We start from the raw sequence: 23489 nt of genomic DNA, 5'->3' as shown, positions 1-23489 counted from the left end.
CACCAGCCCCGCCCCCCGACACCCCGTCGGCAAACACCAGCACAAAAAGGACACCCCTCGACCCGAAGAACCGAGGGGAAACCTTTAATTTCAAGTTTAAGAGGCGCGACGGTCGACGGCCGGAACCCACTGTGCGGGGGTTCCGGCCGTCTTGCTGTCTACCCGTCATGAACTGCAAAGACGTCCTGGATCTGGCTGAATTTCACAGGGCTATGGGAACACGGCGGGAACACCGGCGCTACATTCCGCGCATGGCGAGCGTAGTTCCACGGAATAACAAGGCCGGGAAGATCACCAGCTACCAGGTCAAGTGGCGAGACGGCGGCTCGAAAACCGGCGACTGGCAGACCGAGCGATTCGACGACGAGCCGTCAGCGACGGTCTTCAAAAAGGCCGTCGACGAGGCCGGCCAGAACTGGCCTCCCGGCTGGGTGAAGGGCAAGGGCTACATCGACCCGGCGACGGCCGACGAGTTGCGTTACCGCTTCGACCGCTGGGCGGTCGAGTCCGTCAAGAACCGCACAGCGAGCGAGCGGTACAAGAAGACGCGCATCCGGTCGCTGGAGATGTACCTTTTCCCGACCTTCGGTAACTGCGACATCCGGTCCGCCGACCACTTCTCCAAAGCCACGATCGGCGCGTGGATCAACAAGATGATGAAGACGAAGGTCAAGCGCGGATCGAAGGTGAAGGACATGTCACCGGAGACACTGCGCGGCCTGCACGGTCTGTTCTCCTCGGTGCTCAAGGAGGCGGTCGTCGCCGAGCCGCCGCTGCGGGACCGAAACCCGTGCGACTTGACCCGGCCCCCGAGCAACGACGACTGGGGCGTCGATGACGAAGAGTCCAGCGACGAGATGGAGTTCATGACTCCGGAGGAGATCGCCGGCCTCGTCGATTGCTTCCCGCGGCCCGAAGACCGGATGCTCGTGCGGATGACCTACGGAACTGGCATGCGCTGGGGGGAAGTTATCGCGCTCGCACGCAGGCACGCGCGCAACACGCAGGACGGTAAGTACGAGGCGCGTGTCACCCGGGCGTGGAAGATGAATCCGGGCGAGCCCTGGTTCCTGGGGCCGCCGAAGACCAAAGCTGGCCGACGCACGATCGAGTTCACGGCCGGACTGTGGCAGGAACTCCGGCCTTGGGGACCAATGGGGCAGTCAGTATCGGTGAGATTGACCTTGAACGGTCGCGGCGGCCCGGTAGCGCATCCACTGGCGTCGTGAGCCTCCGATTTTCCTCATCAAAGAGTGTGGTGCGGTTCTTGAACGGCTTTGGGACAGCGGTACAGCGGTTAACGCTAAGCCGGTGATCATGAGCTTGATGCAGGCGGGAGCGGGGCTACCGCAGCTCGGCGTTCGGGTGAGACTGGGCCTGGAGCCGTTCGCGCAACTCGATCTCCTCAGCGGTGAGCGGCTCTCCGGGCTGGCGGATGCGGACGGGCTTGGGCCGGAGCGGCAGGCCGTCGTCCACCGCGGCGGCCTCGGCTTCCGCGAGGGCGCGGTACAACGAGGCGACCGAGGGGGACCTGCCCGCATTCTTCCCGACCTTGATGGTGAGCTTCTTCGCGATGTCGGGGACGGCACATCGAGGGGGTCCTCGCCCAGGAACAGCCCCACGTACCGCGCCGTGCACATCTGGAGCGCGAACCCGAGCTGGTGATGCTGCGTACGCCGCAGCGCGATCAAATCCCGGTTCACGTCGTCGAGGAAGAAGAACCGCTCCAGCTCGGGCTGTGTCGGCTCCTCGGTGAACTTCCCGTACGCCTCGGCTTGCTCATCAGTCAAGAACTCCACTGGCATGCGCCGGACGTAACCACCTGCCCGCCAGTGACCGTGGATCTTTCAGCGAACATCCGTACGTAACAGATCGCTTGTGCTAGTGGATCACGACGAGCCAACCTTGATCGTTCTCACCGATACTGACTGTCCCGTTGGTCCCCAAGGCCGAGGTGGTCCTGGCCAAGATCAACCGACCGCCGCTGCGAGCACACGTCAAAACGACCCACGAAAACCGTTGGTACGGCGCTCGCAAGATCCTCTGGTGGCTCGAGACCTTCCCTGGAGTGACGTGGCAGGAGCGATGGCAAGCCAGCCCGGCGAGCATGCTGGGCCTGAAGTGGACCGACGTGGTGCTGCCCTGGGTGACCGAGCGCGGAGATAGCGCCCGGAAGGAGGGTCTGCGAAGTGGGTTGCTCTGCCTTTTCGTCGCGGATGTCATCCGCCCCGACCTGCCGTTCTTGCTGCGGATCGTCCAGACCCGCTACTGGCGCGAAGCCGTGGTCGTGCACCGCGACCCAGCGGGATTCGCTCGGATCGAGCACCCAGATCGCGATGATCCTCCTCGCAAAGGGCGGTGGAGTCAGTGACATCACCGTCGGTGACTGCATCGAACTGCGGCAGACCGAGACCGTCGCCCTGGCGAAGAGGGGCGGTGACAGCCGGTTCCTGTTCTACTCCCTGCTCAAGAACATGGGGCAGTTCCCGCCGGATGCCCCCGCCACCCTGCGGGCGCTGACTGTGTTCTCCGGGCAGTTCACCCCCGCTGAGCTGGTCGACCGCTATCAGCTCGAATGCCAGCCAGTCCGCGATCTCATCGTCGACTACCTCTCTGAACGCCAACCGGCCCTGGACTACGCCAGCTTCGAAGATCTCGCGCGCGTGCTCGCCCTGCACTTCTGGAGGAATCTGGAAACTCACCACCCCGGCATCTCCTCTCTCCACCTGGACCGCAGCGTCGCATCGGCCTGGAAAGAGCGGCTCCGGACCAAGACCGCCCGTCGTCGGATGCCTGACGGCAGCATGGTCGAGGTGACGTCCCCGCGGGCCAGCTATGCATCCCTATTGGGTTACGTCCGTGCCTTCTACCTCGACATCTCGCAGTGGGCGTTGGAAGAACCGACCAGGTGGGGAACGTGGGCGGCGCCCAGCCCGATCAGCGGGAATGAGATCACCTACAAGAAGGACATCCGACGCCGCAAGGCGCGGATGGACCAGCGCACCCGAGAACGTCTGACAGTGCTCCCCGCCCTGGTCGCCGCTGCGGAGAACCGTCTCCACAAAGCACGAACCCGGCTGGAAGCGATCCGCCAAACGCCAAGCGGCGGTGTTTTCACGGTCCTCGGCGAGACCTTCACCAAGGCCGGCAAGTCGACTCGGCTCGACGCCAGTGGTTCTGCCTGCGCTTATGACGCGTCGGGCCGCAGGCGCCACTTCGCCCTCGCCGAGCACCGCGCGTTCTGGGGCTGGGCCACGATCGAGTTCCTTCGGCACACGAGTGTCCGGATCGAGGAGATGCTGGAGAGCAGTCTCCACAGCATCACCCAGTACACCCTCCCCTCGACCGGCGAGCTCATCCCGCTTCTACAGATCGCCCCGTCCAAGACCGACGAGGAACGGCTCCTGGTTGTCAGCCCGGAACTCGCCGACGTCCTCAGCGCGATCGTCAGCCGGGTCCGTGGGGCCAGTGGGGCCATCCCCTTGATCCCCTTCTATGACGGCCTGGAGAAGATCTGGCATCCGCCAACTCCACTCCTCTTCCAGTGGTCCAGCGGAGGTCAGCTGCGGGCTGTCTCCTCCAAGACCATCCGGAAGGCACTCAACGAGATCCTCCAAGCCGCCAGCCTTACCAACGCCGCCGGGCAGCCTCTGAACTACCAGCCGCACGACTTCCGGAGGATCTTCACTACAGAAGCGATCATGAACGGGATGCCGCCCCACATCGCCCAGCTCATCCTCGGCCACAAAAACATCAACACCACTATTGGCTACAAGGCGGTCTATCCCGAGGAAGCGATCAACGGTCACCGGGCCTTCATCGCCCGCCGCCGGGCACTGCGTCCCAGTGAGGAATACCGCACGCCAACCGATGCAGAGTGGGAAGAGTTCCTCGGCCACTTCGAGCGGAGGAAGGTCGCTCTGGGTGACTGCGGTCGCGCCTATGGCACAAGTTGCCAGCATGAACACAGCTGCGTCCGCTGCCCACTTCTCCGCATCGACCCTGCTCAGCGGCTCCGTCTGGAAGAGATCCGCAGCAATCTGGACGAGCGGATCGCTGAGGCCGAACGCGAAGGCTGGCTCGGCGAGGCCGAAGGCCTGCGCGTCAGCCTTGTCGCCACGAAGAACAAGCTCGCTCAGCTCGACGACCGCCGACGCCGGGCTACGACCATCAACCTCGGGATTCCGACCTTCCGCGAGATCGCCGCACGAGCCACCTGATCCCGTCTCCGCCAGGCGACTGGCGGAGACGCTCAAGGCTGACGACGCGCGAGGATGATCCCTCCCAACTTGCTCTCGGCCGAGGTGAGAGTCTTGTGCGTCTCGACGGCGAAGCCAGCTTCGTTAAGCCACTCAATCGTCTGGTCATGCTGGCGGCGATGAACATAGACCTTCATCGGGTGCCCGCCATAGCCCTCAGTCTTCAACCGCGACTCATCGCCGACATGGAAGCTGAGCAGCAACGGCCCACCGGGCCGAAGCACTCGACGGAAATGCGCAAGAACCGAGCTGATCTCGTCGTCAGGAATGTGGATCAGTGAGTACCAGGCGACCAGGCCAGTCACCGAGGCGTCAGCCAAGGCGAGGTCCGTCATGGAACCGAGATCGAACCGCACCCCAGGGTGATGGCGACGGGCCACATCGATCATTCCGGGTGACAGATCGATGCCGAACGCGTCCAGGTCCAGCTCCCGCAGGTGGCCTGTGATCCTGCCTGTCCCACACCCCACGTCCGCGACCAGTCCGCCGCCTTGGGCACGCACCAGGTCGGCAAACAGGGCCAAGACCGCACGTTCTTCCGGTGATTCATCCAAGATGTGACGTGTCAGCTCTGCGTAACTTGCAGCGACGGTGTCATAAGACGTCCGCGTATCTGCCAGCCAGTCATCTGCATTCAGTCCCATTTCCACCGACCGCAGGCTACACAAGTCATCAAGCGGCGTGACGACTTAGTTCAGAGAAGGAACCTCTCCTGCCGGTCCCGGCCTGCCAGACCAAGACCGGCGGGCACCCGGAGAAGTGGCCACGGCGGGACATCGTCGACGGCATCCGCTACATCGTCGACAATGGTGCGAAGTGGCGTGCTCTGCCTGCGGATTTCCCCCCGTGGGAGAAGGTCTACGGGTTTTTCTGGAGGTGGAACGGGCCGGGGTGGTCACCTGCATCCGCGACCAGCTCCGCCGCCGGATCCGTACCGGCAGGGGCCGCTGCCCCCACCCGGTGACGCTGATCGTCGACTCCCAGTCGGTCAAGGCTGCCTCCACTGTCGGCCGGAACAGCCGTGGCTACGACGCCGCGAAAAAGATCAACGGCCGCAAACGACATATCACGGTCGACACGCTCGGCCTGCCCGTGATGATCACGGTGACGCCCGCCGACATTCAGGACCGCGACGCCGCCCGCGACGTGTTCTGGCGGCTCCGTCTTACCCAACCGCAGATCACGCAGATCTGGGCCGACCGCGGCTACGCCGGCGAACTCGTGGACTGGGCCCGTGAACGCCTCTGGCTCACCCTGCGCATCTTCTCCAGGCCGAAGGGCACCAAGGGCTTCGTCGTCCTGCCCCGCCGATGGAAAGTCGAACGCACGATCGGCTGGTGCATGAACGCTCGCCGTAACGCACGCGACTACGAACGCCTGCCCCAGCACTCCGGAGCCCACCTGAACTGGGCACTCATCACCCTCATGACCAGGCGCCTGACCCGGAAGAAGCCCGTACCCGGTTGGACGAAGGAGCAGACGCCTACCGGCTAAACCAGCCTATGAGGACGACAAACGTTGCACAGCTACGAGATCTCCAAGGTGCCTGACCAGACAGCATCATGTTCATGGGCAGGCGGCTTGCTTGAGCAACCAATTCTGGGCTGCTTCTAGGACTTCGTCCCGGTTACGTGCCACTGGGCGTGGGTCCTTGACGATCTCTTCATCCGGTGGGATCGCTGCGTCATACGTACGGCCCGTTCGGTCCGCGTCCTTGACTTCCGTGAGGATCAGCATGGCACCGTCAGACAGGCGGTACGCCTTGTTTCCCGTGGGGATACCGTCGGTCCGTTCGCCGAAGAAACGGGTGTCTGGACGCGCGCGGAAGGCCACCACGACCGCTTCGCCCGCACTGGCTGTTCGCTTGCCGGTCAGGACGGCGACCGGTGGGGTGCTCCTGGCGACGGGCTGACTGTTTCCCCAGCCGGCCGACTTGCCGTCTGCGTAGGGGGCACCCTTCTTTATCGACCAAATGGACTTCTTGCCGTCGGCATCCACGAACATGCCGACCTTGCCATCGCCCAGGATGGGCCCTACGACGGCCAGCATCGGCCACATGTTGCCGCCCGTATTCGAGCGTAGATCCACCACCCAGCCGCAGGCCCCAGTCCGGTCTGCCTTCGCCACGCCATCTCGGCCTTGCTCTATGTACTCTTCGTACGTCTTCTGAGATCCCTGCACTCCGGGGAGAGAAATGTACCCGATGCCGTTCTTCAGCGAACGGCCCTGCAGGTCATCGAGAGGGACCGCGGAGGAGCCCAGGTTCTCCTTGACTTGCTCCGGCTCCCAGAAAGTGCTGTGCCCGTCGCCCAGGGTTTGCAATGCCAAGCCGATCGCCCCGTAGGTGTCCGCTGGCTTCTGCGCACCGCGTGCCTGCGCGAAGGCTTTGCTACGCACGTCCGCCCAGTCAGCCTGGTGCCGAAGAAGAGAGTGTTCTTCCATGATGCTCAGAGCTTTCGACAGATACGTCCGCGCTTTGGGCGCCATGTCATTGCCTGATGAGTCCTGCGAATGGCTCGTGCATCCTGTCGCTGCGACGACTCCAACCAGCCCGGCGCAGGCCGACATACGCAGTGACCGTCCCCGCCCCATCCATCCCCCAGCCCCTTGGCACAAGAAGTAACCCTAACGTTGACGATCAGCTGCTGAGTAACTCCCAGATGAGAAACAGGTACTGAAGTCGCCGCGCGAGCTGTGGGACGAGATCGAGGCCGCCCGCCGCGCGGCCGAGCTCGCGCCGCCGCCGGAGGCGACGATCATCCCGATGCCCGAGTACCCGTACATGTGGCCGCACCCGCGCTGCGGCATCGTTCGCTTCCCATGCGCTCTCGGCTGCGGGTGGGCGCACGACGAAGACGCCTTCGAGGAGGACCGAGAGCCGATCGTCGTGCCGGTGGGGGCCAGCACGCAGGACATCAACCGGATCTTCAACGAGCGGTCACAGCAGCGCGCGGTCGTGCTGCGCGGGCGGATCGAGACCGGGATCCGGGACCACTTCGCTGCGGCTCACCCGGGCCGCGAGATCCCTGCGCGAGAAGCGCGATGAAGCCGTACAGCGACGTCAGGCCGCTTTGGTCACGTCGTCGCGCGAGAGGGCCGTCCACAGCGACAGTAGGCGCCGGTACTTCTCGGCGCGCTCGGTGGAGGCCGGTTCGTCCATCAGGCTGCGGATGCGGTCGTTGACCTCGTCAAGGGCGTGCGGCGCCTGGCCGTCAGGCCCGGGAGAGTTGGACATACCCTCACCGTACGGGGAGGGTCTGACAATCGAGACGCGTGTTCTATTCTTTGTTCGAGGCGATGAGTACTCGTCGCCTCGATGAGGACACAGACATGACGACCCAGTGTCCCCGATCACGGAGCCCGACCCCAGCACCATGATCTGCCCTGGCAGTCACGTCGACCTGTGCGCGGGATGCCAGCGGCAGACCTGGCGGTACGGCCCTGGCGGGCTCCTGCTGTGCACCTGGTGTTTTGCCGCGCAGCGGGAGAAGTGGGGCAGCGGGGTGCGGTTCACCAGCACCCGCGGGTAGCCCGGCCTTGCCCGAGATCGGCAAGACCGGACCGCGAGTCAGCCCTGCTTCTCGCCGAGCGCCGAGTGCAGCCAGTCCAGCGAGCCGGTTCCCAGGACCGCGTCCGCCAGGGCGTTCCCCGCCTTGGTGACGATGCGGCCGCGGCTGTTGTCGATCCAGCGCTGTGCGTTCTCGTAGCCCTGGGCCTTGTACTCGATGCCCTGGATCATGCACTCCAATTTGTCTGCGTCGCGGGCGCAGATCGCCTCCGGGGAGTCCTTGGCCTCATACTCGGCGACCAGCTCGGTAAGGGCCTCGGCCAGGATGCCCGGCATGCCGGCGACCTGGTCGGCGGTGATGTCGCGAGGGTCGGCCTCCCCGGCCGTGTACTTCTTGCCGAGGTGGTTCACGTCACCAGTACGCGTCTCTCCGGTGTCGTGCCACACGGCGAGGAACGCCGCCCGCGCCGGGTCCGCGCCTTCGAGCTTGGCAATGATCGTCGCGATCAGCGCAGTGCGCCAGGAGTGCTCTGCCACTGTCTCGGGCTGGCGTACACCCGCCATCCACCACCCGGTGCGAGCGGTGTGCTTGAGCGTCCCCGCCTCGTACAGGAAGTTCGCCACCGCTGACAGGTCCTCTGCCACCTCGGACTCCTCTCACGCCTCAGCGAGGCGGATTGCGTACTCGATGCTCTCCAGCTCCCGGCGAGCGCGCGCCGACAGCTCCCGGCTATCCAACATCACCGTGAGGCGTTCGCGTAGAGCGCGGCCTGCTGCACCGGATCGCAGCAGGTTGGGGCGGATCTGGAGAAGAGACCAGACGCTGTGGACGTTCAGGTCCACGTACCCGTGATGCGAGGCGAGGCCAGCAGAGAGGTGCGCGAGGAGCCGTTCGCCAGGCCATGGGCCGGGCGTGCGGCGTGCGATGAAGTCGTCAGACAACTCCAGGTGCGGGCTCTCCCCGAGCCAGTACGCCCAATAGTTGAGGTTCGCGGCCTCGCCCGCTTCGTCACCAGTGAGGTCGTTGTCGATGAAGTAGTTCATGCGGTCGCGGTCGCCCTGCCGGGCGGCGACTGCCGCGACGGAGCGGCTGTTGAGCCAGCGGGTGAGCCAGTCTTGGGGCCGCTCGATGCTCTGCTGGTAGGCGAGCCATTCCGAGGTGTCGGCCTGGTTGTCGTATCCGGAGAGGTAGAGGGCCTGGCGGCGGAGCAGGAACTGCTGCTGGCCGCGGGCCTGCTCGGCCGTACGGCGCATCTGCCGGAAGAACGTGGCCCGGTCGCCCGACGGCAGCTCAGGCCCGGCCGGCGCGGGGCCTCGGCGAGGCCGGGGAGGCGAGGGGAGCTCACGTACGGGCTGAGGCGCTACGCCGTTGAGGGGCCAGGCCAGCACCTCGACCAGGTCGCGTTGCATCACCCAGGCCCCGAGCGGGCTCTCTTCGACTGGGGCCTCGTCGTCTAACGCGCTCGCGAGGAGCACGTCTGCTTCCAGGGCGCGTTCAAGGGCTTGGAGGAGAGTGGGCGCGGTGCCCATCTGCATGAGCCGGTGGCGGTGCATGAGCATCTGCCCGGTAGGTACAGCGGTCAGGGGACGGCGTCCGGTTTCCCAGCCGGCGATCGTGTCCGCGCTGACTTTTAAGAGCTCGGCCGCCTCTTCTTGAGTGCGCCCCTGCTGCTCTCGTATCACGCGAAATACGTAGCCCGAGATGACGCCCGCGCGGGGGCGACTGGATGAACCCTGACTGCCGGTCAGGGTGGGTGGCGAACTCGGCCGCATGACTGCCCCAATCCCGGTGACTGACGGCAACTTACCTGTACTCCCGGTCACTTCTGCAGCTGAGCGAGGGTCTCTACCGTCGTAGCCATCACCAGACGAGCCTAGTAGGGAGGCTCTCCGCATGTGCTCCGATGCTGAAGCCCGCGCCCCGATGGAGGCGGCCTCCGGGGTGATGGTCCACCCCGGGCAAGACCGTGACCTGGCGGTGGAGCACTGGTTGTGCTGTGCCTCGCAGGCGCCGAAGGAGGCGCGTCAGGCCTGGCGGGATGAGGGAACGCCACTGCTGCGATGCGGCATCCTGTTCACCGCCGTCAGCCTCCCCGGCTACCTCATCCACAGTGTGGCCGGGAGCACGGAACCCGCCGAGGTGGACGCCTTCCTGGCCCAAGCCCTGGAGGGAGGTCCGGTCATCGCGTCGGGCGGCCTCATGCGGTACTGGGCGCTCGTGCCTCCCAGTGCCGTCGACGGGTGGACGGACCCGGCCAGCGAGTGCCTCGCACCCGGGACTTTCCTAGGGGTGCCACCTATCCATCGGAAAAGGCACCAGCCGGGTCTGTCGTACTGGTCGGTGGCCATAAACAGTCCAGCCATCCTCTGCTCTGCGGGTCTCGTCAGCCGGCTGTCCCGGATGGGGCAGACTCGCCACCGCGCCCAACTCGACTGTGAGGGCGCCTGATGAGCAGAGCCCGCCTCGTCGGCGCACCGGTAATGAGTGAGGTGCTGCCGCGCGAGCTGGAGTCCGTTCCCGTCGCGCGTTACGTCGTCCGCGACATCCTCGACCACTGGGATCTGCGCGAGCTCGCGGAGGACGCGGAAACCGTGATCTCCGAGCTCACCACCAACGCCATCCTCCACGCCCGAATGGCCGCGATCCGCATAACCGTCACCCGCGTCGACGAGCGCACCGTGCGCCTGGCCGTCATCGACAGAAGCCGCGTCCTGCCTGTGCTCCGGTCGCCGGACACAGATGACGTGCACGGGCGCGGCATGGGAATCGTGGATGCCCTCACCAGGTGCTGGGGCACGGACCGGCTCCCGTGGGGGAAGCGCGTGTGGGCCGAGCTCCGTGACCAGCGGTGAGGGGCGGCTACGGACGCCGATGGCGTAGGGGAGCGCAGATGCCCGCCCCAGCTTCCCCGGCCGGCCAGGTCCTCTACACGCTTTCCGTCGCCACGCTCCTTGCCGCACTCATCTACGGCATTGCCACGAGGTAGCAGCCACCCCGCCCGCCACTCCCCACGACGAGGACCCTCATGAAATCTCACCCCTCCAGCGGCAACCGCACCCCCGTACAGGTTGTAGCGATCAGCATTGGCGCCTCCGGCATCCGGGTCCGCGCCGACGGACGTACGGGGCGTGAGGCGTGGCGGGTTATCCGGCAGCGGCACCCCAGGGTGGTCTGGGTCGCCGCGGCGTACGCCACCGTCTTGGTGCTCGTGGCTTTCCTCGGCGTCACGTCCCTGTTCTGACCTTCCTGTTTTTGACTCCCGCCCTTGGCCGGTCGTGGCACCGGTCCCCAGCCCGGACCCGCAGCTTCCCTTGCAGGTCCCCGGCCAGGGGTGGGACCCACGTCCCGGCTGGCCCTCCGTGGGGGAGTGACGGCAGTCCGGGACAACGGGCCCCGGCCGTCACCGAGACCGGCGGTCGGGGCCCGGGCCCCTCACTTTCCGCCCCGGCCGAACGGAGCGGACCACCCCCGACGGGAGACCTCATGCACTCACTGATCGCGAGCCCGTTCCTGGAACAGCACATGCTCGTACGGCCGGGAAGCCGCGGCGGAGCCCTCCTGCCCGCGCCCCGCTACGAGGAGCTGCGCGCCCTCGACCCGGCCGAGTCGGCCCCGGCCTGGCTTGCGGACACCGTCCGTGACCAGTGGGACGACCTGGACGTGGCAGGCCGCCCGGCTGGTGAGTACCTGCTCGTCCGGCAGCCGTCCGCCTGGGGCTACTCAAAGGCCAGCTGGGAGGTGAACCTCGGCTGCAACTACGCCTGCAAGCACTGCTACCTCGGGCTCAAGGTGAACTCGGGCATGCCGCTGGACGAGAAGCTCCAGTGCCTGGAGGTCATGGCCGAGGCCGGGGCGCTGTGGCTCCAGATCACCGGCGGTGAGCCGACCATCGACAAGGACTTCATGCGGTCGTACCGCCGGGCGTTCGAGCTGGGCATGATGATCACGGTTTCCACCAACGGATCGCTCCTGTGGCGCGAGAACCTGCTCCGCCTCTTCGATGAGTGCCCGCCCTACCGCGTCACGGTCTCCATGTACGGCGCGACGAAGGCCAGTTACGACGAGCTGACGCAGCGGGACGGCGCCTGGGACCTGTTCGTCCAGGGCATGAACGCCGCCCGCCGGGCTCGGCTGCCGCTGCGCATGAGCATCATCGTCACCGAGGACAACGCGCCGGAAGAACAGGCGATGATCGACCTCTGCGAGCAGTGGGGCGTGGAGTACAACGTCTTCACCAACATGACCCCCACCATCTACGGGGGCGGTGAGGTCCTCACCGCGCAGTCCAAGGACCACTTGCGGATGCGGAAGCCGTTCACGGGCTGCAACGCCGGCCACACCTTCTTCCACACCGACCCGCACGGGCTGGTGTCCATCTGCAAGATCGGCCGCAACGACCAGATCAGCCTCCCCCGTGAGGGGATCCAGGGCCTTGCCCGGCTGGGTGCGATCGCGGACCGCCTCATGCTTCGCACCGGAGGCTGCTCAGGTTGCCAGCTCTCCGGTTCCTGCACCGTGTGCAGGCCCCTGGCCAAGCACTACCAGGAGGCGAAGGCACCACTCGCAAGTTACTGCCAGCACGGACAGAAGAAAGCAGGCTGAAATGACCGCTGTAGCAGTCGAGATCTCCCCGAGGCGCCCGCTGCCCGACGACGGGCCCACCCAGTCAGGAGGCCTGCCGTACTTCACGCGGCCCGTCCTCGCCGCCGCCCCGCCGGTCACCGAGATCACCGCCATCACCGACATGGACGAGGTCATGGACAGCGTGAAGTGCTCATGCAACGCGGGCGACGACAACCCTCACTGACCTGATCAGATCTGCGTCTGACCCGGTCCTGAATGCGCAGGCCCCGGCGTGTTGGCGCTGGGGCCTGTGGCAGGTGCGCGGCATGGGTAGCGTGCGAGCATGCGTTTTCACTGGGGCTGGATCGAGCCCGTGATGCCCGTGCCGTACGTGCCGACTCTCGGCCCTGTCCGTCGAGAGGACCCGCTCCCCGACCTGTTCGAGGCAGTCATGGAGGTCGCCGGAACCGGCCGCTTCCTCCCGTACGACAAAGACCGCCGCTGGTCCCACACCAAGGCTGAACGCGTCCTGGTCGACGCCATCGAGCATGACCACCGCCAGACCCTCGTGCCCACGCTGGTCGAGCGCCGCGCCGGTGTCGTGAAGGTCCACGTGTACGGGGCTGCCCCGGACAGCCTGTCCGCCGGCGCCGACCTGGCTCGGAAACTCGCTTCCGTCCACGGTGCCGCCGAGGCCCGGGTCGTCTGGTTCCTCGGCCCCGACCAGCCCGAGGCGTACGCCCAGGGCGCGGGAACCCGCGTTCAGCTCAAGGACTTCAATGACGGACCTGGCCAGGCTCCGGGCGTGCCGGTCCACGAGGACAAGCAGATTTCCGAGGAGGCCGGTTTCGGTGCCTTCGCCGAGCAGATGGCGGCTGACGGGTTCGCGTTCCTGCACGAACAGATGCGCGCCGGGACCGTTGGCCCTGTCCTCACGGTCCTGCATGACGGCCGCGTGGCCGGCGCCATCGGCCCGATGGAGACCATGGCCGACGCCAGCGGAGCCGCTCGCCTGCTGCCCCAGTACTTCGGCGTGCTGTCGCAGTTCCGCGGCTGCGGCTACGGGCGGGCCCTGTGGCGCGCGGCGATGCGCTGGGGGCACCAGCACAGCGCCGTGTACCAGCTGCTCCAGACCGAGGTGGGAGGCGCCTCTGACCGCCTGTGCGCGGCCGAGGGGCTGACGTCGCTGGGGTTCGTCAACCAGAGGGATGTATGACGCCAGCCGACCGGCTGGAGGAGGTCCGCGAGCGTCGTGAAGGCGGCCCAGTGACCGATCTGGAGTACACGACACGAGACCGCCGCGTGTTCTTGATGACTCTGCGGCGCCTGCCCCGCCCGCTGGCGCCGGACCGGGTCGCGTGAAGACCATTACTCAAGGAAGAGAAGCAGATGAACCGGGTTGCGGTGCTCTCGGCAGGCTCATGGGGCACGACGTTCGCGCTGGTGCTCGCGGATGCCGGCAACGATGTCGTCCTGCACGCTCGCAGGCGTGAGGTCGTCGACTCGATCAACACCCGCCACGAGAACCCCGCCTACCTGCCGGGCATCGCTCTGCCAGCCTCCTTGCGGGCCACCGTGGATGTCTCCGAGGCTCTGGACGGTGCCGACTACGTGGTGGTGTCGATCCCGGCGCAGACCCCGCGGGCCAACCTCACCGCCTGGGCGCCGCTGATCGGGGGACGCACGGTCGTCGTAAGCCTGATGAAGGGCATCGAGACCCGCAGCGGGCTGCGGATGAGCGAGGTCATCACCGAGGTGACCGGCGTGCCCAGCGAGCGGGTCGCGGTGGTCTCCGGTCCGAACCTCGCCCGGGAGATCGCAGCCCGTCAGCCCGCCGCGTCAGTGATTGCCTGCCGCGACGAGACCACGGCCAAGGCGCTGCAAGAGGCGTGCCTGACCCCCTACTTCCGCCCGTACACCAACACAGACGTGGTCGGCTGCGAACTCGGCGGCGCGCTGAAGAACGTCATCGCGCTCGCCGTCGGGCTCGCCGCCGGCATGGGCCTGGGCCACAACGCCCGCGCCCTGTTGATCACCCGTGGCCTGGCGGAGACCGCCCGCCTCGGCACGGTTCTGGGCGCCGACCCGCTCAGCTTCTCCGGCCTGGCTGGAGTGGGCGACCTCATCGCCACGTGTATGTCGCCGCTGTCCCGCAACCGCACGTTCGGTGAACACCTCGGCCAGGGCATGACCGTGGACGAGGCAGCCACGGCCACCAGCCAGACCGCCGAGGGCGTCAAGTCGTCCCAGTCCATCTTGGAACTCGCCCGACGGCACGGGGTGGACATGCCCATCACTGAAGTCGTCGTGGACGTCATCCGGGGCGCGGCCACCGTTGCCGAGGCGGCCAGCATGCTCATGAACAGGTCTCCCAAGCCCGAGCTCTACGGCATGTGCTGAGGGGCGCTCCATACCTAACTGCGCCTGAAAGGTTCAGACTTATGGTGACTTGTTCGTCCGGCCGGACGGATCATCTAGTCCGCGTGCACTAGTTCATCACGGTGATGTACAACCCTGTCTATATGTACAGACGATCGTCGTAGATTGATACATTCCGCTTGGGGTGGGGCGGAGTGGTCGAGGCACAATGAACATGCCGAAATCGGCCATGGTCGTTTTGTGTCGGTGCTCCCCCTTGTGCGATTCGCGGGAGGGGTGGGGCGGTTCCTGTCCTTACTCCGCAAAGTCGGGCGTGGAGCCGCAGGTGGGCCCGGCATACCCATTGCCGGGCCCACCGTTTGTCCGGAGACGTTGCCCTGCTGGATTGGGGTGCGCGCCCAAGCGTGCGCCCATGGGCGCACGCTTGGGCGGAGGCGGGGCGTCTGCCGTCATCGCGGATGGCTGGGGTCGCTGCTGTGCCCGGCGGCCAATGGGTGAGGCGGGTGGGCGACAGCTTTCGGGCAACTTGGCGGCCGGTGCGGACCCGTGGAAGCCGGAGCGGGACACTCGGAGGTCAGGGCATCTACGCGTTCGCGGTTCCCGGATGGTGTTCCCATGGGAACACCACGGCGGGCTGAAACGGTTTGATGCGGGCCGGAACGGGTCGACACGGGTCGAGGCGGTTGGGATTTCTGCAGGTCGGAGAAATCGCAGGTCAGGGGCGATGTCGGGGACCCACTGTGCGGGGGGTCCCGGCCGTCGGCGTCAGCATCGTCATCCGCCCGGCACGGCAGACCGTCGGCTACCGAGGCGTCAGGGTGAAGCGGTGAGCACCGGCGTGCAGAGCGGTGATCGTCACGTAGCCGTCGACGACCTCCACGTCACCACGTGCGGCGTGGTGTCCGTCCCACACCTTCTCCCCGTTGACGCGCACCACCACGTCCTTGGCCGGTTGCGGGAGGACGACCACACCGACGGTGTGCTTCGGAGCGTGGACGGTCAGACTGAACCGTGCGCGGGAGTTGGTCCACGCGATCCCCAGTGGACCGTGCGGGGTGGGCAGTTCACCTTGCGCCCAGGCAACGCTCCCCGGGTGGGGACGCACCTTCCACTCGGTGTATCCCGGCGAGGTCGGCCGGCCGCCCAGGAGCTCGTGTGTCAGAGCAGGCAGAACACCCGTCGACCACCCGTGGGCCATGCTGGTGAAACCGCCCTCGTAGAGCGACCCGTTGGGACCGATGCCCTCCCAGTTGGTGACGCCCGGGTCATGGCTGTCCATCCAGCCGTAGGTGCGCCGGATCTGGTCCAGTGCGGAGTCCGCGCGCCCGGTGAGGAAGCGGGCGACGATCTCCGGGTACGAGGTGAACGCGTACACGCGCTGCGAGGCGCCACCGAAAATGGTGTCGTTGTCCATGAACGCATTGCCGTAACGCAGCTGCGTGGTGGCATCGAGATGTGCGAGAGCGCTCGTGGCACGCTCGGAGTCGGCGACCCCAGCGGTGATGGCGATGGCATTGCCGTCCTGGGCGTGCCGGACCGGGCCGGTCGCGGAGTCGAGGTAGGCGCCCGCCGACTCGTCCCACAGACAGGTGTTGACAGCCTGGGTGACGTCGTCGGCGCGTCGCGCCCATCGTGTGGCGTCCGCGTCGTGCCCGAGCCACCGTGCCAGGCGTGCCGCGTCGTTGAGGGCCTGGACGTAGAGAGCGTTGTAGTAGGTGATCCGGCCGGTGCGGTCCAGGAAGGCGTAGTCGCCGTAGCCCGCGGTGTCGTTGAGCCCCTTGCTGAGCAGTCCGGCCGTGTCGGTGACGCCGGGATACCACGCGTCCAGGACTTTCAGCAGGTTCGGGTAGTAGTGGGCAGCGTAGGCCCGGTCCCCGGTGTACAGGACGTAGTCCCAGCTGCAGGTCACCCACCACAGGGGATAGTCGAACAGGTGAAGGTCGTAGTGGGCGATGGATGCCGGGGGGATCCAGCCGTCGGCCCGCTGGTGGTCGGCGAGGTCCGCCAGGACGTTGCGCGCCGCGACCGCGGCCTCGTCGTGCGTGAGGTAAAGGGTCCGCGCGGACACCGCGAGGTCGCCGACGTAGGGGTCGCGGTCCCGCTTGGCGCCGTCCTGCAGAACCAGCCTTCCCTCGAGCGACTCGCTCCAGGCGTTGCGAGGATCGACGTCGTCACGGCGGCACGTGTCGGTGACAAGCTCGTTGGTGTACGACGCGCCGTACCAGTAGCGGTTCAAGTCCTCCTCGGAGCACTCGAACCAGCCACGGTAGGTGTCCGGTGTCCCCAGATAGGCGCTGAACTCCAGGGCTACGGCATCGACCGCGACCGTGCCCCAGGGCTGCGCCGCGGGGGCGTCGGTGGCCAGGGCGTCCAGAGTGATCTTCAGGTACCGGAATCCGTGCAGTCCGTCCGCGTAGACCTTGTCCCCGGCCTGGAAGCCCTTGCGGTCGAGCCAGTCGGCGCCCAGGGCGGGAACGGCGAACTGGTCGGTTCCCTGGCCCGCTCCGCCGGCCTGGTCGGAGCGAGTGAAGTCGGAGCGGTCGCTCAAGAACTGCTTCGTCTCCGAAAAGGCCAGGCGCACCCCGGGAGAGTTGTCGGAGGCCGAGGCGAAGCGGAGACGCGGATACCCCACGACGACCTTGCCGAAGTCGAGCGTCACACTCGGCGCGGCGACCACCGCGATCGGCTCGGGCCACACCTCGTTGACACGGGTGAAAGCGCCGTGCGGCGTGTCCTGGACCGCGGTCACGGTGATACGGATCCGGGTGGTGGTCACCGTCGCCGCGAACGGCACCGCACACTGGACGACATCGTTGTCTGCGATCGTGGCGGCGGTCCGCCACTGCTCGTCCTGCCAGGCCTCGACAGTGAAGTCGGTCGGTACGCCGTCGCTGTTGGAGACGAGTGTGAGACCGGACAGCTCCTTCGGCGCAGGCAGCGTGATGGTCAGCGTGTCGGGTCCGGCGGCAATCGTGTCGTCGTTCCAGAACGTGTCCGGGTCTCCGTCGATGGCGTTGTCGGCCACGTAGGTGCGCGGCTTGCCGTCGTTGCCGTTGTTGCCGGCGTGTGCGGAGGACGCCTCGGCAACCGTTCCCTCGGGCCACCTGGGCGGGACCGCCGGCTTCTCACGGTGCAGGACGGTCGCGGCCCCGCCCGCTCGCAGCAGGGCGTCGGGCCGTCGTACATCGCCGGTGGTGGCGATGACCCGGACCGGCCGCACGGTGGGGGACGACGGCGCCTGCACGTAGCGGTGCCAGGATCTGCTCCCCCCGGCGGCTTTGGGCGCGGCCTTTCCCGGGGGAGTCGCGCCGACCGACGCAGCCGCCGTTCCGGAAACCGTGACGGACAGCGCCACGGCACTGGCTCCCGCCACCACCACTGCGCGTCGGCCGGGGCCTGGCCGCGAAGCCTGCTCGTCACTCGGGCTCATGCTGCCTCATCTCTCATCACCATTGATTGAAACGATTCAGTCCCAGGGGGTGACGTGAAGCTATCGCAGGGCGTTCCCGGCGTACAGAGGTTGCACAGGGTGGGCCGCTCTCCGTGCGGGAATGGGCGGAAATGGCCTACGACTCGCCCCGCGGAAGCCGCTGTGCGGCGTCGTCCAGGGAGGTGGCGAACAACCCCTTTCCCGTGCCCGCCACGCCCGCTGCCATCGTGAGCCGGACATTCGCCTCGGCCGGTGCGATGGCATGGAACACCGGATCACGGGCCGCCGCGGCGCGGGCACTCAAACGTTTCACGGGCTCGCTGGAACGGCGGTCGGCGGACGTTCCCCCCGCACGAAAGGCCCGGCACCGATGCCTTCCGGTGCCGGGCCCTTCCCTGGTGGTCGGCCTGTCCGGACCCTCAACCGGAGAAGTCGACCCGCGCGACCCGTAGTGGGCCGCGCAGCCTGAGACGCAGGTCGTGCACACCGTCGGCCGCGAACTCGGCGCCGGTGGTCGTGTAGTCGTACGGGCTCTTCGTCCCGCCGAAGGTGACCGTCGCGAGTGACGGGCCCCCGTCCAGCGACACCTCGACGACTCCTTCGCCGGATGCCTCGACATCGACCCGCGTGACGCCGCTTGCGAAGTTGCAGCCGCGGTAGGCGAGTTCGCCCGTCGCGTCGGCCCTCGGCGTCACCGCGTCGCCCGACACCTTCGTACGGTCGACGATCTCGACGTCCCGCTGTTCGTCGAAGTCGACTGCGTTCAGGCCGAGTTCGCGCACCGGACGGGGGGTGGCGGGCTCGCCTGCGAGGTCGGTCGTGGTGCGCAGACGGATGTCCTCGCTGGACGCGCCCGCGAGAAGTTCGTACGCGCCCGGCTCCAGACGGGTCCTGCCGACCGCCACGTCCCAGAACTCCAGCGCGGAGAGGGGGAGTTCGAAGGTCAGCCGCTCCGAGGTGCCGGGGGCGAGGTGGAGGCGCCGGTGGGCCAGCAGCTCGCGGCGGGGGCGCGGCACCGACGGGTCCACGGCGCGCCCGTAGAGCTGGGCCACCTCGTCCGCGGGCGCCTCGCCCGTGTTGGAGACCGTGAAGGAAACCTTCAGTACGGCTTCCGCCTCGGTGACCTCCAGATCCTCGTACGCGAACGTCGTGTACGCGAGACCGTGGCCGAACGGGAACAGCGGGGTGCCCTCGAAGTACAGATACGTCTGGCGGCCGCCGATCACGTCGTAGTCGAGCAGGTCGGGCAGGTCCGTGTCGGAGGCGTACCAGGTCTGCGGGAGGCGGCCCGCGGGGGAGACGTCGCCGGCCAGGACGCGGGCCAGGGCGGTGCCCGCCGCCTGGCCGCCGTGTGCGGTCCACATGACGGCGGGGAGGTCGCTGGGGTCCACCGCGTAGGGGTACGCCGAGACCAGGGCGAGGACGGTGTCCGGGTTCGCGGCGCGGGCGGCGCGCAGCAGGCGCTCCTGGTGGGCGGGGAGCCGGAGGGTGCTGCGGTCCTCCGTCTCGCGGCCGTTGATGTGCGGGTCGTTGCCCGCCACGACCACGACCACGTCGGCCGCCTGGGCCACGCGGGCCACGGCGTCCTCGCCGCGCTCGGTGAACTCCAGCTCGAAAATCTCCGGGGCGTCGTCGGCAACCCTGACGCCGTCGGCGGCGACACAGAGGTGTCCACCCGTCCCGACATGCCTCAGGAGGTGGCCGCTCCCATGGGATCCGGAGCGGGAATCCGCCGGTTCGAGGCGGAACGTCTCCTGGACGACCCAGCCACCCGGCTGGTCGGCGGACGCGCGGAGGTAGCCGTCCTCGGCGACCGAGAGGTAGCGGCCGTCGGGGGCCCGCAGGGTCAGCAGCCCCTCGCCCCAGTCGATCAGCGCGAGGTCGGTGCCGGTGGCGTCGGTGGTGAGGGGCGGCAGGTCCGTGCGGCCCGCGAGCAGGGCCGGGTCCAGCGCGCCCCCGGCGCCGCGCACCTCGTCGTCCGCGTCCCCGGCGAGGGGCACCGACAGATAGGTGCCGGAGGAGGTCCTCAGGCGTACGCGGTCCACGCCCTCGGCGAAGTCGACGTGCTCGGCGCCGAAGCGCTCGTACAGACCCTCCAGCGGTGTGGAGCGGTGGATGAGTGTGCCGCTGTACCAGTCGAGCTTGCACTCGTCGGCGAGGAGGCCCACGACGGCGACGCGCACGCCCGGGCCGAGTGGCAGCAGGCCGTCGTTCTTGAGGAGGACGATCGCCTGCTCGGCCGCCTCCCGGGCGAGCGCGCGGTGGGCCGGGGTGTCGAAGCCCGAGGCGCCGGCATGGGGGTCCGTGTGCGGGTCGAACTCGCCGAGCCGGAAGCGGATCGCGAGCTGGCGGCGGACGGCCGCGTCGATGTCCGTCTCGCTCAGCAGGCCCTTCCCCAAGGCCCCTCGGACCCGGTCCACGATCTTCGAACCGTCCGTTCCGTGGTCCGTGAAGCTGTCGACCCCGGCGAGGATCGCGGCGGCGGTCGCCTCCTCGTGGGTGTCGAAGTAGTGCTCGGAGTCGACCAGGTTGGAGGGGGCACCCGCGTCGGAGCACACCAGGAGGTCCTGGTCCGTCCAGGTGCGCAGGTGTTCCCGGAGGTACGGGGAGACGTGGTTGGGGCGGCCGTTGACCAGGTTGTACGCCGGCATCACGCCCGCCACCGCGCCCGCCTCGACGGTCGCGCGGAAGGCCCGCAGGTCGTACTCGTGCAGCACGCGAGGGCGGACCGAGGAGGAGGTGGTGTCCCTGTCCGTCTCGTTGTTGTGGGCGAGCCAGTGCTTGAGGACGGGGGCCGTGCGCCAGTGGTCGGGGTGGTCGCCGCGCAGGCCCCGGGTGTACGCAGTGGCGATCGCGGAGGTGAGCTTCGGGTCCTCCGAGTAGCCCTCCTCGTTGCGGCCCCACAGCGGGTGGCGCAGCAGATTGACCGTGGGGGACCAGACGTTGAGGCCCACCCGGTCGTCGCGGGCGCGCATCGCGCGGACCTCGGTCGAGACCGCCTCGCCGACGCGGCGTACGAGTTCGTCGTTCCAGGTCGCGCCGAGGCCGACGGCCTGGGGGAAGACCGTCGCCGGGCCCATCCAGGCCACACCGTGCAGCGCCTCCTGGCCGGTGCGGAACGCGGCCACCCCGAGTCGCTCCACGGCGGGCGCGAACTGGTGCAGGAACGCGATGCGCTCGTCGAGCGTGAGCCGCGCCAGCAGATCGTCGATGCGCTTCGCGAACGGCAGCCGCGGATCGCGAAAAGGCGGCGTAGGCGGCGTTTGTGCGGTCACGTGGTGATCCCTTTGCGGTGGAGCGACGGGGTGCTTTCGAAGCGCTTCGATGCTCGATCGCCCGAGGGGTGGGTGTCAAGACACCTCGACGCAACAACTCCGTTTCCTCATTGGCATTTCAAGCGCCGGATGAGTCCGGTCCAGTCCTTCACACCTCCGAGGAATCTTGGAATCGGCTCTTGTGCACCCCCAGGTGTTCACTTAACCTCGCAGCAACATCGAAGCGCTTCGACTAGTGGGGCGGCTCCCTCGGGAGTACGCAGTCCTCCACGTAGTCCTCCGAGGACCGCTTCGGCTCAGCCAGTTCCACTCAAGACACCGCAGCCGACGGCTCCACCGCCGGGTGTCCTGCTGTGCGCCATGAAGGGTTGACGCAATGACGCCGAACGCCGCCACCTCCGCCACCTCCGCTCCCAGCCGGAGAAGCTTCCTCGCCTCCACGGCGGTCGCCGCCGCGGCGGTCGCGGGAGGGATGCCGCTGCTCGCCGCCTGCGGGGGCTCGGACAGCGGCTCGGGCGGGGGCACGTCGGCGGGCAAGAACGCCAAGAAGCTGCTGCCGGCCTACGTCGCGACCAACGTCGTGACCCCTGACATCGCCGCCAAGAACGGCTCCGCGGTCGGCTTCACCAGCAAGCTCGACATCGCTTCCCTGAAGACCTCGGTGCCGAAGAAGCTCGGCAAGGGCGGCAAGGTCAGCATCATGTCGCCGTTCTGGGGTTCCCCGCCGAAGGGGGACAACGCCTACTACAAGGCGATGAACGACCTGATCGGTGTCGATGTCCAGTGGCAGAACCAGGACGGCAACACCTACGACCAGAAGCTCGGCGCGGTCCTGGCCTCCAGTGACATCCCGGACGTCGTGGTCATCCCCGGCTGGAACATGGGCGGCAAGATACCCAGCGCCATCATCGGCAAGTTCGCGGACCTCGGCCCGTACCTCTCCGGGGACGCGATCAAGGAGTACCCGAACCTCGCGGCGATCCCGACGGACGCCTGGCAGCGCTCCCTCTTCGGCGGCAAACTGCGCGGCCTGCCGCAGCCGGCCCCGTACGTCACCGGCATCGTGCCCCTGTACCGCAAGGACATCTTCGACAAGGAGGGGTACGAAATCCCCACCTCGGCCGACGAGTTCACGGCGCTGTGCAAGGAGATCACCAACGCCAAGGCCAAGCGGTGGGCCTGCCTCGACATGAAGTGGACCGCCTTCCAGTCCTTCGGTGTGCTCTCGGGCAGTGAGAAGCCGCTCGGCTGGAACCTCGTCGACGGCAAGATGGTCTACCGCATCGAGACCCAGGAGTACCTCGAAGCGCTGGAGTGGACCCGCAAGCTGTTCGCCGCCGGATACGTCCACCCGGACGCCAGACTGGGCAAGAGCGCGGCCACCGACCCGGGCCCCAAGTTCGCGGCCGGCGAGTTCCTCATCTACGCCCAGAACATCTCGCAGTGGTGGAGCCGCACCGCCGAACAGGCCACCCAGAACCCGGACTACAAGATCTGGGGCATGGACATCTTCGGCCACGACGGCGGTGCCCCGACCCTCTGGGCCGAGCAGCCGGCCGGCATCTTCGCCTTCGTCAGCAAGAAGGCCTCCGAGTCCGTGATCCGTGACGTGCTCGCCGTCGCGAACGTCACCGCCGCACCGTACGGCACCAAGGAGTACATGCTCACCAACTACGGCGTCGAGGGCACCCACTACACCGTCAAGAACGGCGTTCCCACCAAGACCGACCAGGGCAACAACGAGGTCATCAACGCCTACGTCATGGTCGCGAGCCCGACCGCGACCATCGCCCACCCCGACTTTCCCGAGGTCGCCAAGGCACAGGTCGAGTGGCAGCAGCGGATGGGCGCCTTCACCAAGAAGTCCTCCTTCTACGGCATGCAGATCACCGAGCCCTCCCGCTACACCAACCTCTCCAACGACTTCGAGCAGCTGGAGGACGACATCGTCCGCGGCCGCAAGAAGATCAGCGACATGCAGCAGGCCGTCTCCGACTGGAAGAGCAAGGGCGGCGACAAACTGCGCGACTGGTACAAGAAGCTGCTCGACGAGAACGGCTCGGCGACGAGCTGA

The 23489-nt window shown here is 67.4% G+C and carries 22 protein-coding genes and 2 pseudogenes; 14 read left to right on the top strand and 10 right to left on the bottom strand.

Annotated elements, in window-relative coordinates; all coding sequences use genetic code 11:
* Positions 1-167 precede the first annotated feature (167 nt).
* Positions 168-1229 carry a hypothetical protein gene (locus ABZ656_RS22345; RefSeq protein ID WP_360270012.1) on the top strand — a complete coding sequence of 354 codons (1062 nt, stop codon included), beginning with the start codon at positions 168-170 and terminating at the stop codon, positions 1227-1229.
* A gap of 115 nt (positions 1230-1344) precedes the next feature.
* On the opposite strand, the gene ABZ656_RS22340 is transcribed toward ABZ656_RS22345, so the two are convergent.
* Both ABZ656_RS22340 and ABZ656_RS22335 read right to left on the bottom strand, forming a co-directional pair.
* Positions 1345-1512: a hypothetical protein gene (locus ABZ656_RS22340; RefSeq protein WP_360270018.1), complete on the bottom strand. Its 168-nt coding sequence runs from the start codon at positions 1510-1512 to the stop codon at positions 1345-1347.
* Positions 1513-1583: 71 nt separating this feature from the next.
* A pseudogene (locus ABZ656_RS22335) lies at positions 1584-1805 on the bottom strand (DUF4158 domain-containing protein); the annotation flags it as partial.
* A 131-nt stretch (positions 1806-1936) separates the two neighbouring features.
* Between ABZ656_RS22335 and ABZ656_RS22330 the strand changes: the two are divergent.
* Both ABZ656_RS22330 and ABZ656_RS22325 read left to right on the top strand, forming a co-directional pair.
* The gene (locus tag ABZ656_RS22330; RefSeq protein ID WP_360270010.1) at positions 1937-2371 is read left to right on the top strand and encodes a hypothetical protein; all 435 of its coding nucleotides are present in this window, start codon (positions 1937-1939) and stop codon (positions 2369-2371) included.
* Positions 2337-4220 carry a site-specific integrase gene (locus tag ABZ656_RS22325; RefSeq protein WP_360270008.1) on the top strand — a complete coding sequence of 628 codons (1884 nt, stop codon included), beginning with the start codon at positions 2337-2339 and terminating at the stop codon, positions 4218-4220. Before ABZ656_RS22330 ends, ABZ656_RS22325 begins: the two co-directional genes overlap by 35 nt.
* 32 nt (positions 4221-4252) lie before the next feature.
* Here ABZ656_RS22325 and ABZ656_RS22320 read toward each other — a convergent pair whose 3' ends face one another.
* Entirely contained in the window at positions 4253-4897 is a 645-nt protein-coding gene (locus ABZ656_RS22320) for a class I SAM-dependent methyltransferase (protein WP_360270016.1), read from the bottom strand.
* A gap of 65 nt (positions 4898-4962) precedes the next feature.
* On the opposite strand from ABZ656_RS22320, the pseudogene ABZ656_RS22315 reads away from it, so the two are divergent.
* Positions 4963-5735: pseudogene (locus ABZ656_RS22315) on the top strand (IS5 family transposase); the annotation flags it as partial.
* A gap of 90 nt (positions 5736-5825) precedes the next feature.
* Here the strand turns inward: ABZ656_RS22315 and ABZ656_RS22310 are convergent.
* Positions 5826-6746, bottom strand: coding sequence for a S41 family peptidase (locus ABZ656_RS22310; protein ID WP_360270006.1), 921 nt, complete (start codon positions 6744-6746; stop codon positions 5826-5828).
* Between the two features lie 277 nt (positions 6747-7023).
* Here ABZ656_RS22310 and ABZ656_RS22305 point away from each other — a divergent pair, with 277 nt between their 5' ends.
* Positions 7024-7305 carry a hypothetical protein gene (locus tag ABZ656_RS22305; protein ID WP_360270004.1) on the top strand — a complete coding sequence of 94 codons (282 nt, stop codon included), beginning with the start codon at positions 7024-7026 and terminating at the stop codon, positions 7303-7305.
* A gap of 15 nt (positions 7306-7320) precedes the next feature.
* On the opposite strand, the gene ABZ656_RS22300 is transcribed toward ABZ656_RS22305, so the two are convergent.
* The gene (locus tag ABZ656_RS22300) at positions 7321-7494 is read right to left on the bottom strand and encodes a hypothetical protein (protein ID WP_360270002.1); all 174 of its coding nucleotides are present in this window, start codon (positions 7492-7494) and stop codon (positions 7321-7323) included.
* Positions 7495-7600: 106 nt separating this feature from the next.
* Between ABZ656_RS22300 and ABZ656_RS22295 the strand changes: the two genes are divergently transcribed.
* A complete protein-coding gene (locus tag ABZ656_RS22295) occupies positions 7601-7789 on the top strand; it encodes a hypothetical protein (protein ID WP_360270000.1) in 189 nt (62 codons plus the stop codon).
* Positions 7790-7827: 38 nt separating this feature from the next.
* On the opposite strand, the gene ABZ656_RS22290 is transcribed toward ABZ656_RS22295, so the two are convergent.
* Positions 7828-8412 carry an HD domain-containing protein gene (locus tag ABZ656_RS22290; RefSeq protein WP_360269998.1) on the bottom strand — a complete coding sequence of 195 codons (585 nt, stop codon included), beginning with the start codon at positions 8410-8412 and terminating at the stop codon, positions 7828-7830.
* Positions 8413-8424: 12 nt separating this feature from the next.
* Positions 8425-9552: a helix-turn-helix transcriptional regulator gene (locus ABZ656_RS22285; protein ID WP_360270014.1), complete on the bottom strand. Its 1128-nt coding sequence runs from the start codon at positions 9550-9552 to the stop codon at positions 8425-8427.
* Positions 9553-9661: 109 nt separating this feature from the next.
* Between ABZ656_RS22285 and ABZ656_RS22280 the strand changes: the two genes are divergently transcribed.
* The 7 genes from ABZ656_RS22280 to ABZ656_RS22250 all read left to right on the top strand — a co-directional run bounded on the left by ABZ656_RS22280 (position 9662) and on the right by ABZ656_RS22250 (position 14731).
* Entirely contained in the window at positions 9662-10216 is a 555-nt protein-coding gene (locus tag ABZ656_RS22280; protein ID WP_360269996.1) for a hypothetical protein, read from the top strand.
* Complete coding sequence (locus tag ABZ656_RS22275; protein WP_360269994.1) at positions 10216-10620, top strand: ATP-binding protein; 405 nt, start codon at positions 10216-10218, stop codon at positions 10618-10620. Before ABZ656_RS22280 ends, ABZ656_RS22275 begins: the two co-directional genes overlap by 1 nt.
* Positions 10621-10793: 173 nt before the next feature.
* On the top strand, positions 10794-11009 hold the full coding sequence (locus tag ABZ656_RS22270) for a hypothetical protein (RefSeq protein WP_360269992.1): 216 nt from the start codon (positions 10794-10796) through the stop codon (positions 11007-11009).
* 242 nt (positions 11010-11251) lie between these two features.
* The gene (locus tag ABZ656_RS22265; RefSeq protein ID WP_360269990.1) at positions 11252-12370 is read left to right on the top strand and encodes a radical SAM protein; all 1119 of its coding nucleotides are present in this window, start codon (positions 11252-11254) and stop codon (positions 12368-12370) included.
* A gap of 1 nt (position 12371) precedes the next feature.
* Positions 12372-12575, top strand: a complete 204-nt coding sequence (locus ABZ656_RS22260; protein ID WP_181653094.1) for a hypothetical protein — start codon at positions 12372-12374, stop codon at positions 12573-12575.
* 99 nt (positions 12576-12674) lie between these two features.
* A complete protein-coding gene (locus ABZ656_RS22255) occupies positions 12675-13547 on the top strand; it encodes a GNAT family N-acetyltransferase (protein WP_360269987.1) in 873 nt (290 codons plus the stop codon).
* Positions 13548-13720: 173 nt separating this feature from the next.
* Positions 13721-14731, top strand: a complete 1011-nt coding sequence (locus ABZ656_RS22250; protein WP_360269985.1) for an NAD(P)H-dependent glycerol-3-phosphate dehydrogenase — start codon at positions 13721-13723, stop codon at positions 14729-14731.
* A 781-nt stretch (positions 14732-15512) separates the two neighbouring features.
* Here ABZ656_RS22250 and ABZ656_RS22245 read toward each other — a convergent pair.
* The 3 genes from ABZ656_RS22245 to ABZ656_RS22235 all read right to left on the bottom strand — a co-directional run bounded on the left by ABZ656_RS22245 (position 15513) and on the right by ABZ656_RS22235 (position 21415).
* On the bottom strand, positions 15513-18140 hold the full coding sequence (locus ABZ656_RS22245) for an alpha-L-rhamnosidase C-terminal domain-containing protein (protein WP_360269983.1): 2628 nt from the start codon (positions 18138-18140) through the stop codon (positions 15513-15515).
* Between the two features lie 136 nt (positions 18141-18276).
* Positions 18277-18453, bottom strand: a complete 177-nt coding sequence (locus ABZ656_RS22240; RefSeq protein ID WP_180362088.1) for a hypothetical protein — start codon at positions 18451-18453, stop codon at positions 18277-18279.
* Positions 18454-18559: 106 nt separating this feature from the next.
* Positions 18560-21415: a glycoside hydrolase family 3 C-terminal domain-containing protein gene (locus ABZ656_RS22235; RefSeq protein WP_360269981.1), complete on the bottom strand. Its 2856-nt coding sequence runs from the start codon at positions 21413-21415 to the stop codon at positions 18560-18562.
* Positions 21416-21791: 376 nt separating this feature from the next.
* Here ABZ656_RS22235 and ABZ656_RS22230 point away from each other — a divergent pair, with 376 nt between their 5' ends.
* Entirely contained in the window at positions 21792-23489 is a 1698-nt protein-coding gene (locus ABZ656_RS22230; RefSeq protein WP_101400960.1) for an extracellular solute-binding protein, read from the top strand.

Source organism: Streptomyces sp. NPDC007095 (assembly GCF_040634475.1).
GTDB lineage: Bacteria > Actinomycetota > Actinomycetes > Streptomycetales > Streptomycetaceae > Streptomyces.
The sequence above is the reverse complement of the archived record's forward strand: the minus strand, read 5'-3'. Positions and strand labels throughout refer to the sequence as shown.

Bases quoted from the DNA above. Each gene is read 5' to 3' on its own strand.
- ABZ656_RS22275 (WP_360269994.1), top strand. From the start codon at position 10,216: ATGAGCAGAGCCCGCCTCGTCGGCGCACCGGTAATGAGTGAGGTGCTG.
- ABZ656_RS22245 (WP_360269983.1), bottom strand. From the start codon at position 18,140: ATGAGCCCGAGTGACGAGCAGGCTTCGCGGCCAGGCCCCGGCCGACGC.
- ABZ656_RS22270 (WP_360269992.1), top strand. From the start codon at position 10,794: ATGAAATCTCACCCCTCCAGCGGCAACCGCACCCCCGTACAGGTTGTA.
- ABZ656_RS22300 (WP_360270002.1), bottom strand. From the start codon at position 7,494: ATGTCCAACTCTCCCGGGCCTGACGGCCAGGCGCCGCACGCCCTTGAC.
- ABZ656_RS22345 (WP_360270012.1), top strand. From the start codon at position 168: ATGAACTGCAAAGACGTCCTGGATCTGGCTGAATTTCACAGGGCTATG.
- ABZ656_RS22280 (WP_360269996.1), top strand. From the start codon at position 9,662: ATGTGCTCCGATGCTGAAGCCCGCGCCCCGATGGAGGCGGCCTCCGGG.
- ABZ656_RS22260 (WP_181653094.1), top strand. From the start codon at position 12,372: ATGACCGCTGTAGCAGTCGAGATCTCCCCGAGGCGCCCGCTGCCCGAC.
- ABZ656_RS22255 (WP_360269987.1), top strand. From the start codon at position 12,675: ATGCGTTTTCACTGGGGCTGGATCGAGCCCGTGATGCCCGTGCCGTAC.
- ABZ656_RS22230 (WP_101400960.1), top strand. From the start codon at position 21,792: ATGACGCCGAACGCCGCCACCTCCGCCACCTCCGCTCCCAGCCGGAGA.
- ABZ656_RS22250 (WP_360269985.1), top strand. From the start codon at position 13,721: ATGAACCGGGTTGCGGTGCTCTCGGCAGGCTCATGGGGCACGACGTTC.
- ABZ656_RS22310 (WP_360270006.1), bottom strand. From the start codon at position 6,746: ATGGCGCCCAAAGCGCGGACGTATCTGTCGAAAGCTCTGAGCATCATG.
- ABZ656_RS22265 (WP_360269990.1), top strand. From the start codon at position 11,252: ATGCACTCACTGATCGCGAGCCCGTTCCTGGAACAGCACATGCTCGTA.
- ABZ656_RS22325 (WP_360270008.1), top strand. From the start codon at position 2,337: ATGATCCTCCTCGCAAAGGGCGGTGGAGTCAGTGACATCACCGTCGGT.
- ABZ656_RS22305 (WP_360270004.1), top strand. From the start codon at position 7,024: ATGCCCGAGTACCCGTACATGTGGCCGCACCCGCGCTGCGGCATCGTT.